17 protein-coding genes are annotated in these 16,108 nt (G+C 71.3%); 11 read left to right on the top strand and 6 right to left on the bottom strand.

Translation table 11 applies throughout. The features are described 5' to 3' along the window. Nucleotides 1–36 precede the first annotated feature (36 nt). Nucleotides 37–555, top strand: coding sequence for an FxsA family protein (locus FLX08_RS11405; protein WP_142618696.1), 519 nt, complete (start codon nucleotides 37–39; stop codon nucleotides 553–555). 20 nt (nucleotides 556–575) lie between these two features. On the opposite strand, the gene FLX08_RS11400 is transcribed toward FLX08_RS11405, so the two are convergent. Beyond that, on the bottom strand, nucleotides 576–1,373 hold the full coding sequence (locus FLX08_RS11400) for a PRC-barrel domain-containing protein (protein WP_142618694.1): 798 nt from the start codon (nucleotides 1,371–1,373) through the stop codon (nucleotides 576–578). Nucleotides 1,374–2,036: 663 nt separating this feature from the next. Between FLX08_RS11400 and FLX08_RS11395 the strand changes: the two genes are divergently transcribed. Then, nucleotides 2,037–2,558: a hypothetical protein gene (locus FLX08_RS11395; RefSeq protein ID WP_142618692.1), complete on the top strand. Its 522-nt coding sequence runs from the start codon at nucleotides 2,037–2,039 to the stop codon at nucleotides 2,556–2,558. 201 nt (nucleotides 2,559–2,759) lie between these two features. Here FLX08_RS11395 and FLX08_RS11390 read toward each other — a convergent pair whose 3' ends face one another. Beyond that, nucleotides 2,760–3,461 (bottom strand): CBS domain-containing protein, encoded by a 702-nt coding sequence (locus tag FLX08_RS11390; protein WP_142618690.1) that lies wholly within the window; start codon nucleotides 3,459–3,461, stop codon nucleotides 2,760–2,762. Nucleotides 3,462–3,698: 237 nt separating this feature from the next. Here FLX08_RS11390 and FLX08_RS11385 point away from each other — a divergent pair, with 237 nt between their 5' ends. The 3 genes from FLX08_RS11385 (at nucleotide 3,699) to FLX08_RS11375 (ending at nucleotide 6,318) form a co-directional block, all read left to right on the top strand. Beyond that, entirely contained in the window at nucleotides 3,699–4,358 is a 660-nt protein-coding gene (locus FLX08_RS11385) for a CBS domain-containing protein (protein ID WP_142618688.1), read from the top strand. 31 nt (nucleotides 4,359–4,389) lie between these two features. Beyond that, nucleotides 4,390–5,379, top strand: a complete 990-nt coding sequence (locus tag FLX08_RS11380; protein ID WP_244312553.1) for an Acg family FMN-binding oxidoreductase — start codon at nucleotides 4,390–4,392, stop codon at nucleotides 5,377–5,379. A gap of 240 nt (nucleotides 5,380–5,619) precedes the next feature. Next, the gene (locus FLX08_RS11375; RefSeq protein ID WP_142618686.1) at nucleotides 5,620–6,318 is read left to right on the top strand and encodes a hypothetical protein; all 699 of its coding nucleotides are present in this window, start codon (nucleotides 5,620–5,622) and stop codon (nucleotides 6,316–6,318) included. Between the two features lie 102 nt (nucleotides 6,319–6,420). On the opposite strand, the gene FLX08_RS11370 is transcribed toward FLX08_RS11375, so the two are convergent. After that, nucleotides 6,421–6,909, bottom strand: coding sequence for a hypothetical protein (locus tag FLX08_RS11370; RefSeq protein ID WP_142618684.1), 489 nt, complete (start codon nucleotides 6,907–6,909; stop codon nucleotides 6,421–6,423). Between the two features lie 247 nt (nucleotides 6,910–7,156). Here FLX08_RS11370 and FLX08_RS11365 point away from each other — a divergent pair, with 247 nt between their 5' ends. Together FLX08_RS11365 and FLX08_RS11360 are read left to right on the top strand one after the other, a co-directional pair. Further along, nucleotides 7,157–8,011, top strand: coding sequence for a universal stress protein (locus tag FLX08_RS11365; protein WP_167530364.1), 855 nt, complete (start codon nucleotides 7,157–7,159; stop codon nucleotides 8,009–8,011). Nucleotides 8,012–8,026: 15 nt separating this feature from the next. Then, nucleotides 8,027–9,025, top strand: coding sequence for a lactonase family protein (locus tag FLX08_RS11360; protein ID WP_142618680.1), 999 nt, complete (start codon nucleotides 8,027–8,029; stop codon nucleotides 9,023–9,025). Nucleotides 9,026–9,040: 15 nt separating this feature from the next. Here the strand turns inward: FLX08_RS11360 and FLX08_RS11355 are convergent, their stop codons facing one another. Genes FLX08_RS11355 through FLX08_RS11345 form a run of 3 tightly spaced genes read right to left on the bottom strand, consistent with a single transcriptional unit; the run spans nucleotide 9,041 to nucleotide 11,760 of the window. Then, nucleotides 9,041–9,871 (bottom strand): SAM-dependent methyltransferase, encoded by an 831-nt coding sequence (locus tag FLX08_RS11355; protein ID WP_244312552.1) that lies wholly within the window; start codon nucleotides 9,869–9,871, stop codon nucleotides 9,041–9,043. A 44-nt stretch (nucleotides 9,872–9,915) separates the two neighbouring features. Further along, nucleotides 9,916–10,731, bottom strand: coding sequence for a DUF4253 domain-containing protein (locus FLX08_RS11350; protein WP_142618678.1), 816 nt, complete (start codon nucleotides 10,729–10,731; stop codon nucleotides 9,916–9,918). Between the two features lie 57 nt (nucleotides 10,732–10,788). After that, nucleotides 10,789–11,760 carry a LuxR C-terminal-related transcriptional regulator gene (locus FLX08_RS11345; RefSeq protein ID WP_142618676.1) on the bottom strand — a complete coding sequence of 324 codons (972 nt, stop codon included), beginning with the start codon at nucleotides 11,758–11,760 and terminating at the stop codon, nucleotides 10,789–10,791. Nucleotides 11,761–11,881: 121 nt separating this feature from the next. On the opposite strand from FLX08_RS11345, the gene FLX08_RS11340 reads away from it, so the two are divergent. The 4 genes from FLX08_RS11340 to FLX08_RS11325 all read left to right on the top strand — a co-directional run bounded on the left by FLX08_RS11340 (nucleotide 11,882) and on the right by FLX08_RS11325 (nucleotide 15,824). After that, the gene (locus tag FLX08_RS11340; RefSeq protein WP_142618673.1) at nucleotides 11,882–13,486 is read left to right on the top strand and encodes a peptide ABC transporter substrate-binding protein; all 1,605 of its coding nucleotides are present in this window, start codon (nucleotides 11,882–11,884) and stop codon (nucleotides 13,484–13,486) included. Between the two features lie 7 nt (nucleotides 13,487–13,493). Further along, entirely contained in the window at nucleotides 13,494–14,423 is a 930-nt protein-coding gene (locus FLX08_RS11335) for an ABC transporter permease (protein ID WP_142618671.1), read from the top strand. Further along, complete coding sequence (locus FLX08_RS11330) at nucleotides 14,410–15,249, top strand: ABC transporter permease (RefSeq protein ID WP_244312551.1); 840 nt, start codon at nucleotides 14,410–14,412, stop codon at nucleotides 15,247–15,249. The genes FLX08_RS11335 and FLX08_RS11330 overlap by 14 nt, the downstream gene beginning before the upstream one ends. Before the next feature lie 320 nt (nucleotides 15,250–15,569). Continuing rightward, nucleotides 15,570–15,824, top strand: coding sequence for a hypothetical protein (locus FLX08_RS11325; RefSeq protein ID WP_142618667.1), 255 nt, complete (start codon nucleotides 15,570–15,572; stop codon nucleotides 15,822–15,824). Nucleotides 15,825–16,108: the final 284 nt, after the last annotated feature.

Raw genomic sequence — 16,108 nt, 5'->3', positions numbered from 1 at the left:
CGCAGACGTACGAGTGCCGGGTGAGTGGGGCAAGACATGGTGCGGATCGGGCTGTTCCTCGCGTTCCTCGTGATTCCCGTCCTGGAGATCTGGTTCCTGATCCAGGTGGGATCCGTGATCGGGGGATGGGAGACCGTCGCCCTGCTCATCGCCGACAGCATCCTCGGCGCCTGGCTGGTGCGCCGTGAGGGCCGGAGGGCGTGGGCGGCGCTGCGCTCGGCCATCGAGTCGGGGCGCATGCCCGACAAGGAGCTCGCCGACGGCGCGTTGATCGTCGCCGGCGGCGCCCTCCTGATGACCCCCGGCTTCCTCAGCGACGTGTTCGGGTTCTTCATGATCCTGCCGTTCACCCGGCCGATCGCCCGGCGCTGGGTGTCGTGGTTCCTCGGCCGCCGGGTGCGCTCACTCGCCGCCCGATCGCCGTACGCGCCGCTGTTCGACGGGACTCCGGGGTTCGGCCGGGGCGCGGGGTTCGACGAGGCGGACGGCTTCCGCGGGCCGGCCGCGGCGGGCCGGGGCCGCGTGGTGCACGGCGAGGTCGTCGACGACGACTGAGCCGGTTCGGGTTCTTCCGGTCAGAGGCCCGGCTCGTCCCGTCCGGGGATGTCCCGGCGGCTGACGTCCAGATCACGGGCGTCCCGGTAGACGACGAACCGGTCACCGGCGTTCGTCATCGGATCGCCGGTGCCGAACCGTTCCTGTGATCGGGCGGCCGGGTCCTCCGTGCCATACCACTCGCTCGTCGTACGCGAGGGGTCGCCCGCGCCGAACAGCTGCTCGGGCAGCGTCTCGGGGTCTCGCGGCCCCAGCGGCTCACCCGGGCGGGTGCCGGGGATCTCGGCGTCCAGCCGGTCCCTGGAGCCGAGCGCCGGGTCGTCCACGCCGTACCGATCCCCGCCACGGGTCACGGCGTAGTCCGTGTAGGTCCGGGGTCCGTCCGTGTAGGTCCGGGGTCCGTCCGCGCCGATCCTCAGCCGTTCGCGTTCACGTCGCCCGGCGCTGTCGGCCCAGCCGGTGAGGCTGCCGGGCCTGTTGGCGCGTTCCCAGGCGGCGTCCCAGTCCATGTCGTAGTGACGGCAGAGCGCACGCTCCTGCTCTGCGGACAGGTGCCCGTCGGCGTCCAGGTCCACGTGGGGCGCGCTCTTGACGCGCTCCTTGTCGTACGGGACCTCGACGTGGCCGGCCGTCAGGTTCGCCTTGTGCAGTGGGACGAAGGTCTTCCTGGTGTGGAGAAGTCCGGTCTTGACGCAGAGCCACTTCGGCCGTCCGGTCGCGTCGTCGAGAAAGACCTGCGCGACCTCGCCGATCTTGTCGCCGTTCAGGTCGCGGACCGGGTTGCCGAGCACCATGGGGATCTGCTCGTGAGTGATCACGTGCTTCTCCTTGTCTCTCGCTTGGTCGGTCTCTTACTTCGCTACCGCCGTGGGGAGAGCGGAAACCACCTTTTCCGGAACGGATCCTTTCGAGGGCGCCTATCGCGTCCGAAGATGCCGCTATCTGTGCAGGTGGCGCCCTTGTTTTGCGATGTCCGCCGTTCGTCGTGAAAATCATCGCCGCCCTCGTGCAGGGCGGATGTCGAGCCCGGTCGCGGCTTCCGTGGTCGCGGACCCCCTCGAAAGCCGCATTAATAACGCGACAAACAAACGGGTGGCGGCGTCCGGCGCCTGTGTGTCGGCGTAAGCGCAGCAAATGAACGGATGCAAGATGATCCGTGCCGGGAGACCCGCGGTCGACGGGTGTCTTCGGGGAAATTCCGACGTCGCACACCTATGTGTGAAATCCCATTAAGAGGAGATCACGTTGCCCACGCTTGGCAGCCTGTTCAGGGTTTTCGCAATCGGCACGGTGCTGGCCGCAGGTGCCGTCTCCGTCAGTGACATTGCCGCCGTCGAATCTGTCAGTGCTGCACGTGAGGCCGCCTCCCCCGTTCGCAATGGACACCTTCGCCTGGCCGTTCGCTCCTCTCATCGTCAGACCCGAGTCAGAAGGACGAGAACAAGAGCAAGGACAAGCAGCGGCAACACGGGCGTCAGGGTGTGAATCAGAAGCAGAACATGCTGCGGGATCTCACCGAGGTGCTGACGCCGGTGCAGAAGACGCAGACGACATCGTCGGCGCTGCCGTACAACTGGCAGAACTCAGACGCGACGGCGCAGACCTTGAGCACGCGGCACGCGCTCCTGGCCTCGGACGGGGAGCCTCGGCAGAGCCAGGTGGCGGGGCCTCCCGGTCCTGCGGGCCCGGCGGGGCCTGCGGGTGCAGCCGATCGGGTGGGGCCTGCGGGAGTCTCGGGCTATGAGGTCGTCACCGGACCCGACATCACGGTGCGCGGAGGGGTGAATGTCGCGAGCGGAGGAGCTTTGTGCCCCGCCGGGACGGTGGTGATTTCCGGGGGATATCAGCTGTTGTCCGGTGGTATTTCGGCTGAAGACAGCGTCGTCTCTAACGTTACATCCGCACCGAACGCCACAAATACGGGGTGGAACCTGTTGTTCTTTAACAACAGCCAGTTCACTGCGGTTTTCCGCCCGTTCGCGATCTGCGCCAATGCATCCTGACCGGCCGAGCGGAGAGGCCGCGCCTTCGGCCGGCGTCCCATCGGTAACGGGCCTTGCCGGAGGCCGGACGCGGCCGTCGCCGCTCACGGCCTCTCGACGGTAAAGCGCCAGTGCGCCATAACACCCTTGCCCTTCCTGATGGTCGGGCAGCGGTGTCGGCGTTTCCCTCGCTCCGGAGTGTGAGGCGGGGGCGGCGGCCGGTCAGTGCTCTTCCCAGGGACCGACGTCGTCCTCCTTCCACTCCAGGCGGTCGCCGACCCCGATCACCCCGTTGGTCCGTTCGACCATCCGCGTGAGCACCCGCGCCTGCGAGCGGCGCTCCAGACTGCCGGTGAGCGTCACGACGCCTTCCGACACCGACACCTCGACGCCCGACAGGTCGGCCCACAGGCAGTTGCCGATGACGTCCTCGCGCACCTCGCGGGCGATGTCCGCGTCCGCGCGGGCGAGGACCTTGAGCAGGTCGTGGCGGCTGATGATGCCCACGAGCACGCCCTCGTCGTCCACGACGGGCAGGCGCTTGACCCCGTGCCGGGTCATCTCGCGAGCGGCGCTCACCACACTGGTGTACGGCCGCGTGGTGATCGCGGGGGCGGACATGAGCTCGGCGGCGGTCACCCCACGGGCCCGCTCCTGGACCCTGGCGGCCCGGTGCCCCATGGCCTCGCGCAGGCGGGCACGTAGCGGCGGGCGGTAGCCCTCGCGGTAGTACTGCTCGCGGAACTCCTCCTTGCGCAGCAGATCGGCCTCGGAGACCACACCGACCACGTGGCCCTCGCCGTCGACGACGGGCACCGCGCTGACCTCGTGCGCGATGAGAACCTCGGCCACGTCCCTGAACGGTGTGCTGCCGTTGACGGAGGCGACCTCGCTCGTCATGACGTCCCGCACCTTCATGTGCATGATCGGCTCCCCTCTACGGGCTCGCTGCCGGTCCCATACCCATCGCATCGCCGTACGAGCCGGAAACGAAGGGACGGAGGGCCCCGGCCGCAGGGCCCTTCGCCATGCCCTTCGCCATGCCCTGCCCCCGGGCGGCGCGACGGGTGGCCGAAAGTCCCAGGGGGTCGGGACCTTCACCGCTGACCTCGTAAGACGTGACGGAGGCACGCTGGGCACTGAGAGATGGGAGGCGTCGTCATGACGGCGAAGGTGAAGGATGTCATGGGCAAGGTCGCGATCGCGGTGCCGATGGACGCGTCGTTCGCGGACCTCGTCGCCACCATGCAGCGGTTCAAGGTGGGCGCGGTCACCGTGATCGACGCCGACCGGCGGCCGGTCGGGGTGGTGTCGGAGGACGACATCCTGCTGAAGGAGATCGATCCGGTCGAGAGCGTGCTCGACGGTCCCCGCAGGCGCGAGGAGCGCCGGAAGGCGGCGGGCACGACGGCCGGCCAGATCATGACGCGCCCCGCGATCACGGTCACGGGCGGCACGTCCGTGCGGGACGCGGCCCGGCTGATGCACCGCAACCGCATCAAGCAACTGCCCGTGATCGACGCCATGACCGGCCGCATCGTGGGGACGGTTCACCAGGGCGACCTGCTGCGGGTGTTCGTGCGCCCGGCGGAGGACATCCTGGCCGACATCGAGGAGATCGCCGCCCGGATGAACCTCGCCCCCGACGACCTCCAGATCAACGTCTCCGGCGGCGTGGTCACGATGAGCGGGCAGGTGCCCCGCAGGTCGGACATCAAGCCGTTGCTGCACGCCGTACGCCGGGTCGAGGGCGTCGTCGAGGTGGACGCCGACCTCGCCTTCCTCGTGGACGACCTGCTGATCGCCCCGCCGTTGCTCTGATCGAAGCCCGGGACCGCCAGGGGAGGGAACCGTGAACACTCGGATCGCTGAAGGGATCGCGCAGGCAGCGAGGACGGCGGTGGAGGGGGCGCTGTGGGCGCCTTCGATCCACAACACCCAGCCCTGGTCGTTCGGCGTCTCCGGCGACGAGATCTGCCTGCGCGCCGACCCCGACAGGAAGCTGCGGGTCTCCGACCCCGCCGGCCGGCAGATGACGATCAGTTGCGGCGCCGCGCTGTTGAACGTGCGGATCGCGCTGCAGGCCCTCGGATACGAGCCCCAGATGCGGCGCTTCCCCGACCCGGAGCGTCCGCTGCTGCTGGCCACCGTGCGGGTACGGCCGGGGCGGGAGCCGGGCGAGCACACCCGCCTGCTGCACGCGGAGATCGAGCGCCGCCGCACCCACCGGTCGGGGTTCACCGCCCTGCCGGTGCCCGACCCCCTGGTCGACACGCTCGTGACGGAGGCGGCGGCCGAGGGCGGCCACCTGATGCCGATCAGATCGGAGACGTCCGCGCGGGTGCTCGCCGCGCTCACCGGCGCGGCCCAGGACGTGCAGTCGCAGGACCGGTTGTTCGTCCTCGAACTCATGCGCTGGGCCCGGCCGCCCGGCAGCTCGCGCCGCGACGGCGTGCCCGCGGCGGGCTATCCGACCGATCCCCGGCGTACGTATCCTCAGCACTTCGCGCCACGGGACTACGCGCGGGGCCACGAATGGGGGATGGCGCCGGACGAGCGGGTGTCCGCATCGACGGGCCTCGTGGCGCTGCTCACCACCGCGGGCGACGACCGGGAGGACTGGCTGCGCGCGGGCGAGGCGCTGCAGCGGATGCTGCTGCACGCCTCCGCGTACGGGCTGAGCGTCGCGTTCCACACCCAGGCGCTGGAGATGCCGGAGTTGCGGGAGTTCATCCGCAGGCACCTGTGCTCGGGAGAGGCGCCGCAGATGATCATGCGGCTGGGGTTCGTCATCGACGAGAGCGAGAGCGTCCGCCGCGCCGCCTCCGACGTGATGGACTGACCCCCGCCGTCCTCGCCGCGGGACTCGTGAGCGCCTCCGTGACCCTCAAGCCGTCCGGCCTCGGCACGACCGGCAACAACGGGATCGGCACGTCGCGGTACGGCGACCGGCCCCTGAGCGTCGACGAGTTCCAGATCTACGACCGGGCGCTCACCGCGTCGGCGGGGGGCTTTCCCGGGCGGGCGTGGACGGGCCCGCCCGGGGAAGTGGGACCTCCTGTGGCCCGACAGGAGGTGCGCCATGAGGCCGATCACCCGATGGGTCGTGTCGCGGTTACGCCGCTACCGGCCCGATCACAACCCGCTGCGCCGCCGTTCCGACCGGATCGAGGCGGCGCTCGCGGCGGCGGCGCTGGCCGCCGTCCTGTTCGCCGCGTGGCCCGCGGCGCTGGCCGCTCACACCGTGTACGACGCCGGCGTCGCGGCCGAGCGGGTCGGGCCGGGGGCGCGGCACCTGGTCGAGGCCACGCTGGTCGAGGCCGCTCCCGTCCAGGAGGCCTCCCTCGAGACCGGTCCCGCCGAGGCGGCTTCCCTCGGGGCGGCGTCTGCCGGGGCCGCTTCCGGTGTCGTTTCAGCCGGGGAGGGCATTGCCGTCCGGGCAGGCGGGCGCGGCCTGCCGGTGACGAGCTCGGTGCGCTGGACGCTGCCGTCCGGGGAGGTCCGGGAGGGCGTGGTCCCGGCGGCGCTCCTCCTGTGGGACGGCCCGGCGAACGCGCGGCTGTGGGTGGACGCCGAGGGCAGGCCGGCCGCGCCGCCGCCGCATCGGGCCGAGACGGTGACGAGGGCGGGGCTGGCCGCCGCCGGCGTCGTCGCGAGCGTCGCCCTTCTGGCCTGGGCCAGCTTCGCGCTCGCGCGCCACCGGCTGGACCGCAGGCGCTACCGCGAATGGGAGGCCGCCTGGGTGGCGGCCGACCGGAGATGGCGCCGTCACCACATCTGAATCCGCCGGCTCGCGCGGGGATCAAGCCCGCGCTGCCGGAGGCGGTCGTCCCCCGCTTCTCACTCGGTCACCCGCCGGGAACGAAGCGTCCCGGCGCGCCGATCACCTCATGTTCTGCGAGACGTCGCACGACCGGCTGCCGGGGGCGCAGTAGGCGCCCTGGCTGGTGATCTTCCCGGCGGACGTGACGGTGGTCGACTGCGGGCCGCTCAGGAGCGAGGGCGTGCTGACGCCGTTGAGGTTCTGGATGTTCTTGCCGGTGCCCGACCTGAACTGCCGGCCGTCGGCCCGCGAGCCCCGCGCCGCCTGGTAACCGTACGGGCCGGGCTTGGGCTTGGCCCGCGCCTTCGCCTGTGCCTTAGCCTTCGCCTGTGCCTTAGCCTCGGCCGCAGCCTTGGCACGGGCCTGTGCACGGGCAGCGGCCTTCGGCGCCGCGGCCGAGTGGGGTTTGCGGCGCAACGGAGCCGAGGCCGCCTCCGCCGATTCCGCGACGACGAGGCCGGCCATCGAGACGACGAGCGCGGCCACCGCGAGCCGCCGCACCGCCGCGACGAGGTTGGTTCTGGAGACGTCCGCGCAGTGCCGAGACACCTGGCAACCACCCGCCCATGCGTTAGTGGATAAAAGCGACATAGGGCATATGCCCGGATCGCTGGGCCCGGCCGGCATCCTGGGGAAGTCCGGCGCGGATCATTACCCTGTCCCGGCGTGTCGTCCGGGTCCTGCGGGCCGAAGGTCCCGGGGGCCGGTGCCTTTCGCCCGGAGCCGCGGCCGGCGCCCGGGTGCTCTGCTGGGGGCATGGAGCGCAGTCTGCGCGCGGCCGGGCCGTGTGAGTGAGATGAAGCAGGAGATCGTGGTCGCCTACGACGGCACCCGGCAGAGCCGGGCCGCGATCGAGTGGGCGGCGGCGGAGTGCCGGGCCCGCCACCGTGCGGGTGTCACGGTGTGCCATGTGTGGGACGGCGCCGACCCGGAGCGCGCGGAGGCCGTCGCCGCCGAGGAGCGTCGCCTGGCGGGGCTGCGGCTGTTCGAGGGGGTGCGGCTGGCCGAGCGCCTGCTGCCGGGCCGCGAGGTCCGTCCTGTGCTCGTGCGGGGAGACCCCAGGGACACGCTGGTCGGCCTCAGCGGGAACGCCGCGATGCTGGTGCTGGGCCGCCGGAGCGTGGGCGGGCTGGCCAGGCTGGCCGGGCTGCTGCACGGCTCGGTCAGCGCGTACGCGGCGGCCCACGCCGCCTGCCCGGTCGTCGTGGTGGGCGCGCCGGCGTCCGGGCCGCCCGCCGGAGGGGTGGTGGCGGGCATCGACGCAGTGCCGGAGGCCGGTCCCGAGGCGGAGTCCGTCCTGCGCTTCGCCGTGGAGGTCGCCCGCGGCAGGTCGCTGCCGCTGACCGCGGTGTACGCCACGAGAGGGCGCGCGGCGGAGGGCGAGCGGGCGCTGGCGCGGATCGTCGAGCCGTGGCGGCTACGCTGCCGGGCCCGACTCGCGATCGAGACCAGGGTCGTCCAGGGGCCGGCGCTGCCCGCCCTGGCGGCGTGTGCCCGGGAGAGGTGGCTGCTGGTCGTGGGGGCACACAGAACGGGAGCCCGGTGGCTCGGGTCGGTCGGGCAGGGCCTGCTGCGGCGCGCCCCCTGCCCGGTGGCGGTCGTCCCTCCGGGCCCCGCCTGGCCGATAACATGCGATATCCCAACGTTTTGATCCTTTGGAGGGCGAATGTCCCGACCCGGTCTGGTGATCGGTGGATACACCCCCGACACGGAGGGGTCGGGCCCCGGCCTGACGGTGGCCCGGCAGCACGCGGACGGGCGGCTGGAGGCGGTGGCCGAGACGGCCGTCTCCGGGCCGTCGTTCGTCATCGCGCACCCGCGGCTGCCGCTGCTGTACGCCGTGCTCGAACGCGCCGAGGACGGCGGGCTCGCGGTCTTCGCCGACGAGGACCCCGCCCCCCGGCTGCTGGCCGAGCATCCCAGTGGCGGCTCGCTGCCGTGCCACCTGGCGCTCGACCCGGAGGGCCGGTGGCTGGTGATCGCCAACTACGGCGACGGGACCGTCACGGCCTACCGGCTGGGCGAGGACGGGATGCCCGAGCCCGAGCCGCTGACGTTCCGGCACGAGGGCCACGGCCCGAACCCCGACCGGCAGGAGTGCCCGCACGCGCACGAGGCCGTCTTCGGGCCCGACGGCGTGCTGTACGTGACCGACCTCGGCACCGACGAGGTGCGCCGCTTCCTGCCCGGCATGCGCCCGCACCCCGACGGGCCCGTACGGCTGGCCCCCGGCAGCGGCCCCCGGCACTTCCTGCACCACGAGGGCTACTGGTACGTCACCGGCGAGCTCGACGGCACCGTGCGCGTCTACGACAGCGAGTGGCGGGAGGCGGGCGCGGTGCGGGCGAGCGACGCCGTGCTGGAGGGCGAGGAGAACCTGCCCTCCCACATCGCGCTGTCCGCCGACGGCCGTCACCTCTACGTCGCCAACCGCGGGCCGGACACCATCAGCGTCTTCGAGGTCGACGGGCCGCGCCTCAGGATGGTGGTCGAAGTGCCCTCGGGCGGAAGCTGGCCGCGCCACTTCGCGATCGACGGCGACCGCCTCTACGTCGCCAACCAGCGGTCCGATTCCATCGCCCTGCTGGCGCTCAAGGACGGGCTGCCCGAGCCGGCCGGTCAGGCGCTGGCGGTGGGCACCCCCTCGTGCGTGCTCATCCGGTAGAGATCCGGTAGGTCGTCAGAGCACCCGGCCGACGCCGCCGACGATCCACACCCGCTGGGCCCGGCCGGTGCTCTGCGGGATGTCCGGCCGCCACTGGCGGATGTAGACCAGGCCGGGATCGACGAGCTCGGTGCCGTCGAAGAAGCGAAGCACCTTCTCCCGGTCGCGCGGCGCGTCGTGGGCCTGCGGCACGATGTGCCGGAACAGCTCGACGATCGGCGCGGCCAGTTCGGGACGGCTGTCGAAGACGGCGTGACCGATGGCGAGGTAGCTGCCCGGGGCGAGGTGGTCGCGCACCTGGGCCACGCACTTGTACGGCTCGGCCGCGTCGGGAAGATACTGCAGCCGGGCCGGGATCAGCACGGCCACCGGCTGCTCGAAGTCGATGAGCCGGAGCATCTCGGGGTCGGCCAGCATCTCCGCCGGGCGCAGGATCGAGCCGTCGACCACCCCGGTGCCGGGGTCGCGGGCGAGCATGGCCCGCGCGTGGTTGAGCACCACCGGGTCGTCGTCGACGTACACCACGCGGGCGTCGGGCGCGAGCTCCTGGGCGACCTCGTGGGTGTTGCGCCGGGTCGGCAGCCCGGACGCGATGTTGAGGAACTGCCGCACGCCCTGCCCGATGAGGAAGCCCACGACCCGTTCGAGGAACTCCCGGGTGTCCACGGCCATCGTCTTGACCTCGGGAGCTATGGCCATCAGCCGCTCGGCGAACTCCCGGTCGGCCGCGAAGTTGTCCTTGCCGCCGAGCAGGTAGTCGCTCATCCTGGCGATGTTCGCGGTGCCGGTGCTCAGACCCGCCGCCTTCGCGGGCCGTTCACCCCCGCCCGGCTCCGTGCCGCTCAAACCGCCTCCCCTCGATCACCAACAGTCCGCGGGTAATTATCGCCCTAATCCCACCAGAACGACCAGGCGTTCTGGCCCACGATCTGCTCGGCGTAGTCGGCGAGCGTGCCGGGGCCCTGAAGGATGCTGTCGGGGCAGAACGTCCAGTGCTCGGCCGCCACGTGCAGCGCGTGCGCGGGCGTGGCGGGCGGCGCGGCGACGCTGAGCTCCAGCGTGTTGAACCCCATGCCGACCACCCGCGCCCCGAACCGTTCCTCCCAGCTGCGTACGACGGCCGCCAGCGGCACGGTCCATTCGTTGTGGTGCAGCGCCCCCTGCCAGCCCATGGCGACCATGGCGTCGGCGCCGCGGTTCACCGCGGCGAGCCCCAGCGGCGTCATCCGCTCGGCCACCACGTCGGCGTACCAGTCGGCGACCACCTCAGGGTCGGCCACGAGCGCGGCGGGCGGCGCGATCCCGGGGCACTCGGCCCCGAACGGCGCGAGGTAGGCCTCGTGGCCCAGCAGCAGGTCCTGCCAGGTCTCGGCCATGAACCCGGCCGCGCTGTAGTAGTCGACCTGGGCGGGCGAGTCCGGCGCGATCTGCCCGGCCGACCAGGGCTGCACGCCGTCCTCCAGCAGCACCGGCCACAGGCCCGACCGGGGGTGCTCGGCGCGCAGCCGGGCCCACAGCCCGGCCGGCACCGGCTCGTCGCTCAGCCAGAAGGAGGGGCGGTGATGGGTGCGCAGCTTGTCGTAGTCGGGGTCAGGCCACACGAGGGACCCGGACGGCAGCTCGACGGACAGCACCCGGCCGTCGCCACCGTCGCCGAACAGCAGCTCCAGACCCGTGGGGAGCCGCCGACGCTCGTGAACCGACATGCGCCAATAATGTCGGACCCGGCCTCGGCGCGTCCCGCGAGGGCGATCATTACGGGGTCACGGGATGTCGAGCCGGCACAATCCCTCGGCCAGCACCTTCGTGGTCAGGCGCGTACGGCTGTCGCAGCCCAGCTTGGCGAAGATGTGCTCCAGATGGGTGGTCACGGTGCGCACGCTCAGCACGAGCGCGGCGGCGATCTGCGGGTTGGAGTCGCCCTGCGCGACCCGGGTGAGCACCTCGATCTCCCGCGAGGTCAGGTCGTAGGGGAGGGCGCACGGGCGCTCGGCGATGACCGCGCCCTGGATGGAGCCGTGGAAGCCCACACCGGCCCGGTGGAGGCGCAGCTCGCGCCACTGGCCGGTGCCGTCGAGCCACAGGCCCCGGCGCGACAGCTCGCGGGAGTCGATGAACGCCTTGGCCAGCTCCGCCATCGCCGGCTCGGCCGCGAGCGCCTCCGACGCGGGCCATCCCGCCACGTCCCTGCGCCGCCCGCCCCGTTCGTACGCCACGGCGTGGAAGCCGGGCGGCAGGCCGAGCGGGTCGATGACGCAGCGGGTCACGTCGGTGAGGTGGGCCAGGGCGGGGGAGACCGCGCTGATCACCGCGGGCGCCTCGGGCGGCAGGTCCGCGCGGGAGCTCACGTGCAGCAGCCCGGTGTAGCGCCCGCCGGTCAGGAACAGCGGCGTCGTGATCCCCGCGCGCCAGCCGTACGGCTCCAGGTGGCGGCGGAAGTAGCGCTCGGTGCCGGGGGAGCCCATGACGACGGGCGTGCGCAGCGACATCGCGCGGCGGTACGCGTCGAGCCGGGCGTACTCCTCCGCGGCGTCGTCGTCCACCCGCGCGTACCCCGCCGCCACCAGCGAACGGTGCCGGCCGGTCGCCGGGTCGAACGCGACGAACTCGTAGGCCTCCACGGGGATGACCTCGCCCAGCGCGGTCATCGCCCCGTGCGCCCCCTGCCGGGCCACCTGGAAACCCAGTTCGGCGACGGCGTGCAGGCTCCGCGCGCTGAGGCTGATTGCATCCATGGATCCTCCATGCTCAGCCTGCCCGGTAAAGGTTGTGCAAGGAATACGTAAAGTCTCCGATGCAGTCGGCGGCCCCGTTTCCTACCCTCACCCGCAACACGACGGATGAGGTGGAGGACCAGTGAGGGTCACGAGAAGCCGGGCGGCCGCCCTCGCTGCGGCGGCCATCATGCTGAGCGGTGGGTGCGGGGGAGGGTCGTCGTCCGACGGCGGCGGCGGTGGTGGCAAGGCGGCGAACGCGTTCTCGGTCGCGCTGACCGAGCCCGACCATCTCACTCCCGGCAACACGTCGAGCAGCTACTCGATCACCGTGCTCGACGCGTTGTTCGACACGCCGGTCGCCATCGACCCCGCGACGGGCAAGCCGCAGATGCGGGCGGCCGAGTCGATCACCAGCACCGACCAGAAGGTCTGGACGATCAAGTTCAAGCCGGGGCGGAAGTTCAGCAACGGCGAGCCGGTGACCGCGCAGAGCTTCGCCGACTCGTGGAACGCGGCCGCGTACGGGCCGAACGGATGGACCAACAACTACTACTTCGACAAGATCGAGGGCTACGACAAGCTCAACCCCGAAAGCGGGGAGCCCTCCACCGACAAGCTGAGCGGTCTCAAGGTCGTCGACGACACCACCCTTGAGGTCACGCTCACCGCGCCGTTCAGCCAGTTCCCGATCACGCTGGCGTGGATCGCGTTCGCGCCGATGCCGAAGGCCGCGTTCGACGACCTCAAGGCGTACGACCAGGCGCCGATCGGCAACGGGCCGTTCGTCCTCGACGGCGCCTGGGAGCACGACAAGCAGATCAAGGTCAAGCGGTCGCCGTCCTACAGCGGCGAGCGCGCGGCCAAGGCCGACGAGGTGACCTTCAAGATCTACGCCAGCCGCGACACCGCCTACACCGACCTGCGGGCCGGCCGGGTGGACCTGCAGCTCACGATCCCTCCGGCGAGCGCGCCGGAGGCCAAGAAGCTGCTCGGCGACCGGTTCGTGGCGACGGCCGGCGGCACGATGGACTACCTCGGCTTCCCCGTATTCGACAAGCGGTTCGCCAACCCCGACCTGCGCAAGGCCGTCTCCATGGCGATCGACCGGCAGGCCATCGTGGACGCGGTCTACAACGGCACGTTCAAGCCGATGGCGTCGCTGCTGGCCCCGCTGGTGCCCGGCTATCGCGAGAACGCCTGCGGCGAGGCGTGCACGTACGACCCGGCCAAGGCCAAGGCGCTGTTCGACCAGGCCGGCGGCTTCAGCGGCACGCTGAACCTGTGGTTCTCCAACGCCGACCCGAGCTACGAGCAGTGGATGACCGCCGTCGCCAACCAGCTCAAGCAGAACCTCGGCATCGCCGACATCAAGTTCCGCAAGATCCCGGCGTCCGACTACCTGTCGACGCTCCGCGCCCACAAGCAGGACGGGCCCTACCGCAACAACTGGGTCATGGACTACCCGAGCCCGCAGAACTACCTGGAGTCCATGTGGGGCGAGGGCAACCGGATGGGCTGGGAGAACAAGGAGTTCCTCGACCTCATCCACCAGGCCAACATCGCCCCGACCTTCGACGAGAGCCTCCCGCTCTACCAGAAGGCCGAGGACATCGCGCTGGCCGAGATGCCGATGATCCCCCTGTGGAACTGGCAGGACCAGATCGGCTACTCCAACCGGCTCAGCGGAGTGAACGTCACGCCGTACAGCGCCAACCTCGACGCCATCAGCGTCAAGCAGGGGTGACCCGAGGGTGAGGTACGCCGCGCAGCGCCTGGCGCAGGCGGTTCCGGTGTTCTTCGCGACCACCTTCCTGATCTACGCGATGGTGTTCGCGCTGCCGGGCGACCCGATCCTGGCGCTCGCGGGTGACAAGCCGGTGCCCGAGCAGGTGCTCGCCGTGATGCGGGCGCGCTACCACCTCGACGAGCCGCTGCTCGTGCAGTACGGGCACTACATGCTCGGGGTGTTCCGGGGCGACCTGGGGGAGACGTTCACCGGCCAGCCGGTGAGCGAGCTCCTCCAGGACCGGTGGGCGGTCACCGCGCAGCTCGCGCTGACCGCCTGGATCTTCGAGCTCGTCGTCGGCATCGGCCTCGGCGTCCTGGCCGGGCTGCGCCGTGGCGGGGCCGCCGACACGGCGGTCCTCGCCGGCACCACGTTCGTCATCGCGGTCCCGGTGTTCGTCGTCGGGTACACGGCCCAGATCGTGCTGGGCCTCAATCTCGGGCTGTTCCCGACCGCGGGGACCGACGAGGGCTGGCCGGGGAGCTACCTGCTGCCCGGCATGGTCCTCGGCTCGTTCGGCCTGGCGTACGTCGCCAGGCTCACCCGCACCTCCCTCGTGGAGAACCTGCGCGCCGACTACGTGCGTACGGCGACCGCGAAGGGCCTGTCCCGGCGCCGGGTGGTGGGGCTGCACGCGCTGCGCAACTCGCTCATCCCGGTCGTGACCTACCTCGGCGTCGACTTCGGCAACCTGATGGCCGGGGCGGTCGTCACCGAGGGCATCTTCAACCTGCCCGGCATCGGCCAGCAGGTGTTCCAGTCCATCCAGCTCCAGGAGGGTCCCGTCGTCGTCGGCGTCGTCACCCTGCTCGTCATGATCTTCATTCTCGCCAACCTTGCCGTCGACCTGCTGTACGGCGTGCTCGACCCGAGGATCCGCCGTGCTCGCGCGTGACGCCTGGGGAGAGCTGCGCGGCCGGGTGGTCTTCTGGTTCTCGGCCGCCGTCCTGCTGGTGGCCCTGGCGATGGCGGCCTTCCCCGGGCTGTTCGCCCGCCTCGGCCCCAATGAGGCCTGCAACCTGCGCATGTCGAAACACGGCCCGGCCGACGGCGCCCTGTTCGGGTATGACCTGCAGGGCTGCGACTACTGGTCGCAGGTCGTGCACGGCACCCGGGCCTCCATCGTGGTCGGCGTCGCGGTCACCGTCTTCGCCCTGCTGATCTCCATCCTGCTGGGGCTGGTGGGCGGCTACTACGGGGGCCTCGTCGACGCGCTCATCTCCCGGCTCACCGACGTGTTCTTCGGCATCCCGTTCGTGCTGGGCGCGACCGTCGTGCTGGTCGCCTTCCCCGACCACGGGATATGGGCGATGACACTGGTCCTCGTGCTGCTCGGCTGGACGACCATGACCCGGCTGATGCGCGGGCAGGTCATCGCCGTCAAGGACATGGACTTCGTCGCCGCCGCCCGCATGCTGGGCGCGAGCGACCGCAGGCTGATGTTCCGGCACATCCTGCCCAACGCGATCGCGCCGGTCATCGTCGTGGCCATGCTGAACGTCGGCAACGTCATCGCCGGTGAGGCGACCCTCGACTACCTCGGTGTCGGCCTGCAGTACCCCGAGGTGTCGTGGGGCCTGCAGCTGAACATCGCCCAGACGTTCTTCGCCGACCACCCCCACCTGCTGGTCTTCCCCGCGCTGTTCCTCACCGCCACGGTGCTGAGCTTCCTCCTGCTCGGCGACGTCGTCCGCGACGCCCTCGATCCCCGCCTGCGCTGACTCCGCGCGCCGCATAAGCCTGCCCGCAGGGAGTCTGCCCGGAATGACCCGTACGGCTGATCGGCCGGCCGGGGAACAAATCTGGTACGCCCGGGGGCCTCGTTGCCGGCTGGCTCACCCTGCCTCGGCTGCGCCGGTTGCGTACCGGCGGGGGAGGACTGGACGCGGGCCGAGTGAGAGGCGCTGTACGGGAGGCCGCCCGTGCCCGTTTGGGCTCCGGCCCACGACGCGCGCTTGCTCGGGGAAGCCGACCTGCTCGACGTCGGCAGGATGTCGGCAAGGATGTCGGCAAGGATGTCGGCGGGATATGGAGCGAGGCCGTGCCGCACGTGGCCGACGACCCCACCACCAAGTCGGCCGTACAAAAGTGCGAGGAGCGGCTGCGCACGCTGCACCCGTATGTCATGGCGGACTATGACTGGCTGTACGCGGACGGGATGAGCCGCCTGGAGGCGATGTGCCAGGCTGCGCCGTCGTTCTCCCGGGACGCCCGCGGCCTGGCCCCGCGCCGCACGGCGGTGAGCGGCGGCGTGGGCCAAGAGGCGGTGTTCGACAGCTGCACTGCACCACCATGAGGCCAGCCCCATAGGGGCCAGTGCCGTGCGTGGCGCCGGACCTGGGCTAAGCGCCTGAACGGGATGCGGAGCCGAGTGTCGACACTGCCTCTCCCCCGAACACTGCCTCTCCCTCGAACACTGCCTCTCCCCCGGACGGTGTCAGGGACGAGGAGGCGTCAAAAGGGCGGTACTTCGAGGTCGCGTTGGATGAGGGTTGCTCCTGATTCGTCCGGTGATGTGCCGTTGTCGTGTTCTTCCGTGCCGACGCTGTTCGCATCGGCTGTCTGCGTGGTGTGCCTGTG

This window comes from Microbispora hainanensis (assembly GCF_006874475.1).
GTDB lineage: Bacteria > Actinomycetota > Actinomycetes > Streptosporangiales > Streptosporangiaceae > Microbispora > Microbispora hainanensis.
The sequence above is the reverse complement of the archived record's forward strand: the minus strand, read 5'-3'. Positions and strand labels throughout refer to the sequence as shown.

What these genes read in the sequence shown, in the direction of transcription:
- FLX08_RS11365 (WP_167530364.1), top strand. Translation starts at nt 7,157, where the DNA reads ATGAAGCAGGAGATCGTGGTCGCCTACGACGGCACCCGGCAGAGCCGG.
- FLX08_RS11390 (WP_142618690.1), bottom strand. Translation starts at nt 3,461, where the DNA reads ATGCACATGAAGGTGCGGGACGTCATGACGAGCGAGGTCGCCTCCGTC.
- FLX08_RS11385 (WP_142618688.1), top strand. Translation starts at nt 3,699, where the DNA reads ATGACGGCGAAGGTGAAGGATGTCATGGGCAAGGTCGCGATCGCGGTG.
- FLX08_RS11375 (WP_142618686.1), top strand. Translation starts at nt 5,620, where the DNA reads ATGAGGCCGATCACCCGATGGGTCGTGTCGCGGTTACGCCGCTACCGG.
- FLX08_RS11405 (WP_142618696.1), top strand. Translation starts at nt 37, where the DNA reads ATGGTGCGGATCGGGCTGTTCCTCGCGTTCCTCGTGATTCCCGTCCTG.
- FLX08_RS11350 (WP_142618678.1), bottom strand. Translation starts at nt 10,731, where the DNA reads ATGTCGGTTCACGAGCGTCGGCGGCTCCCCACGGGTCTGGAGCTGCTG.
- FLX08_RS11345 (WP_142618676.1), bottom strand. Translation starts at nt 11,760, where the DNA reads ATGGATGCAATCAGCCTCAGCGCGCGGAGCCTGCACGCCGTCGCCGAA.
- FLX08_RS11360 (WP_142618680.1), top strand. Translation starts at nt 8,027, where the DNA reads ATGTCCCGACCCGGTCTGGTGATCGGTGGATACACCCCCGACACGGAG.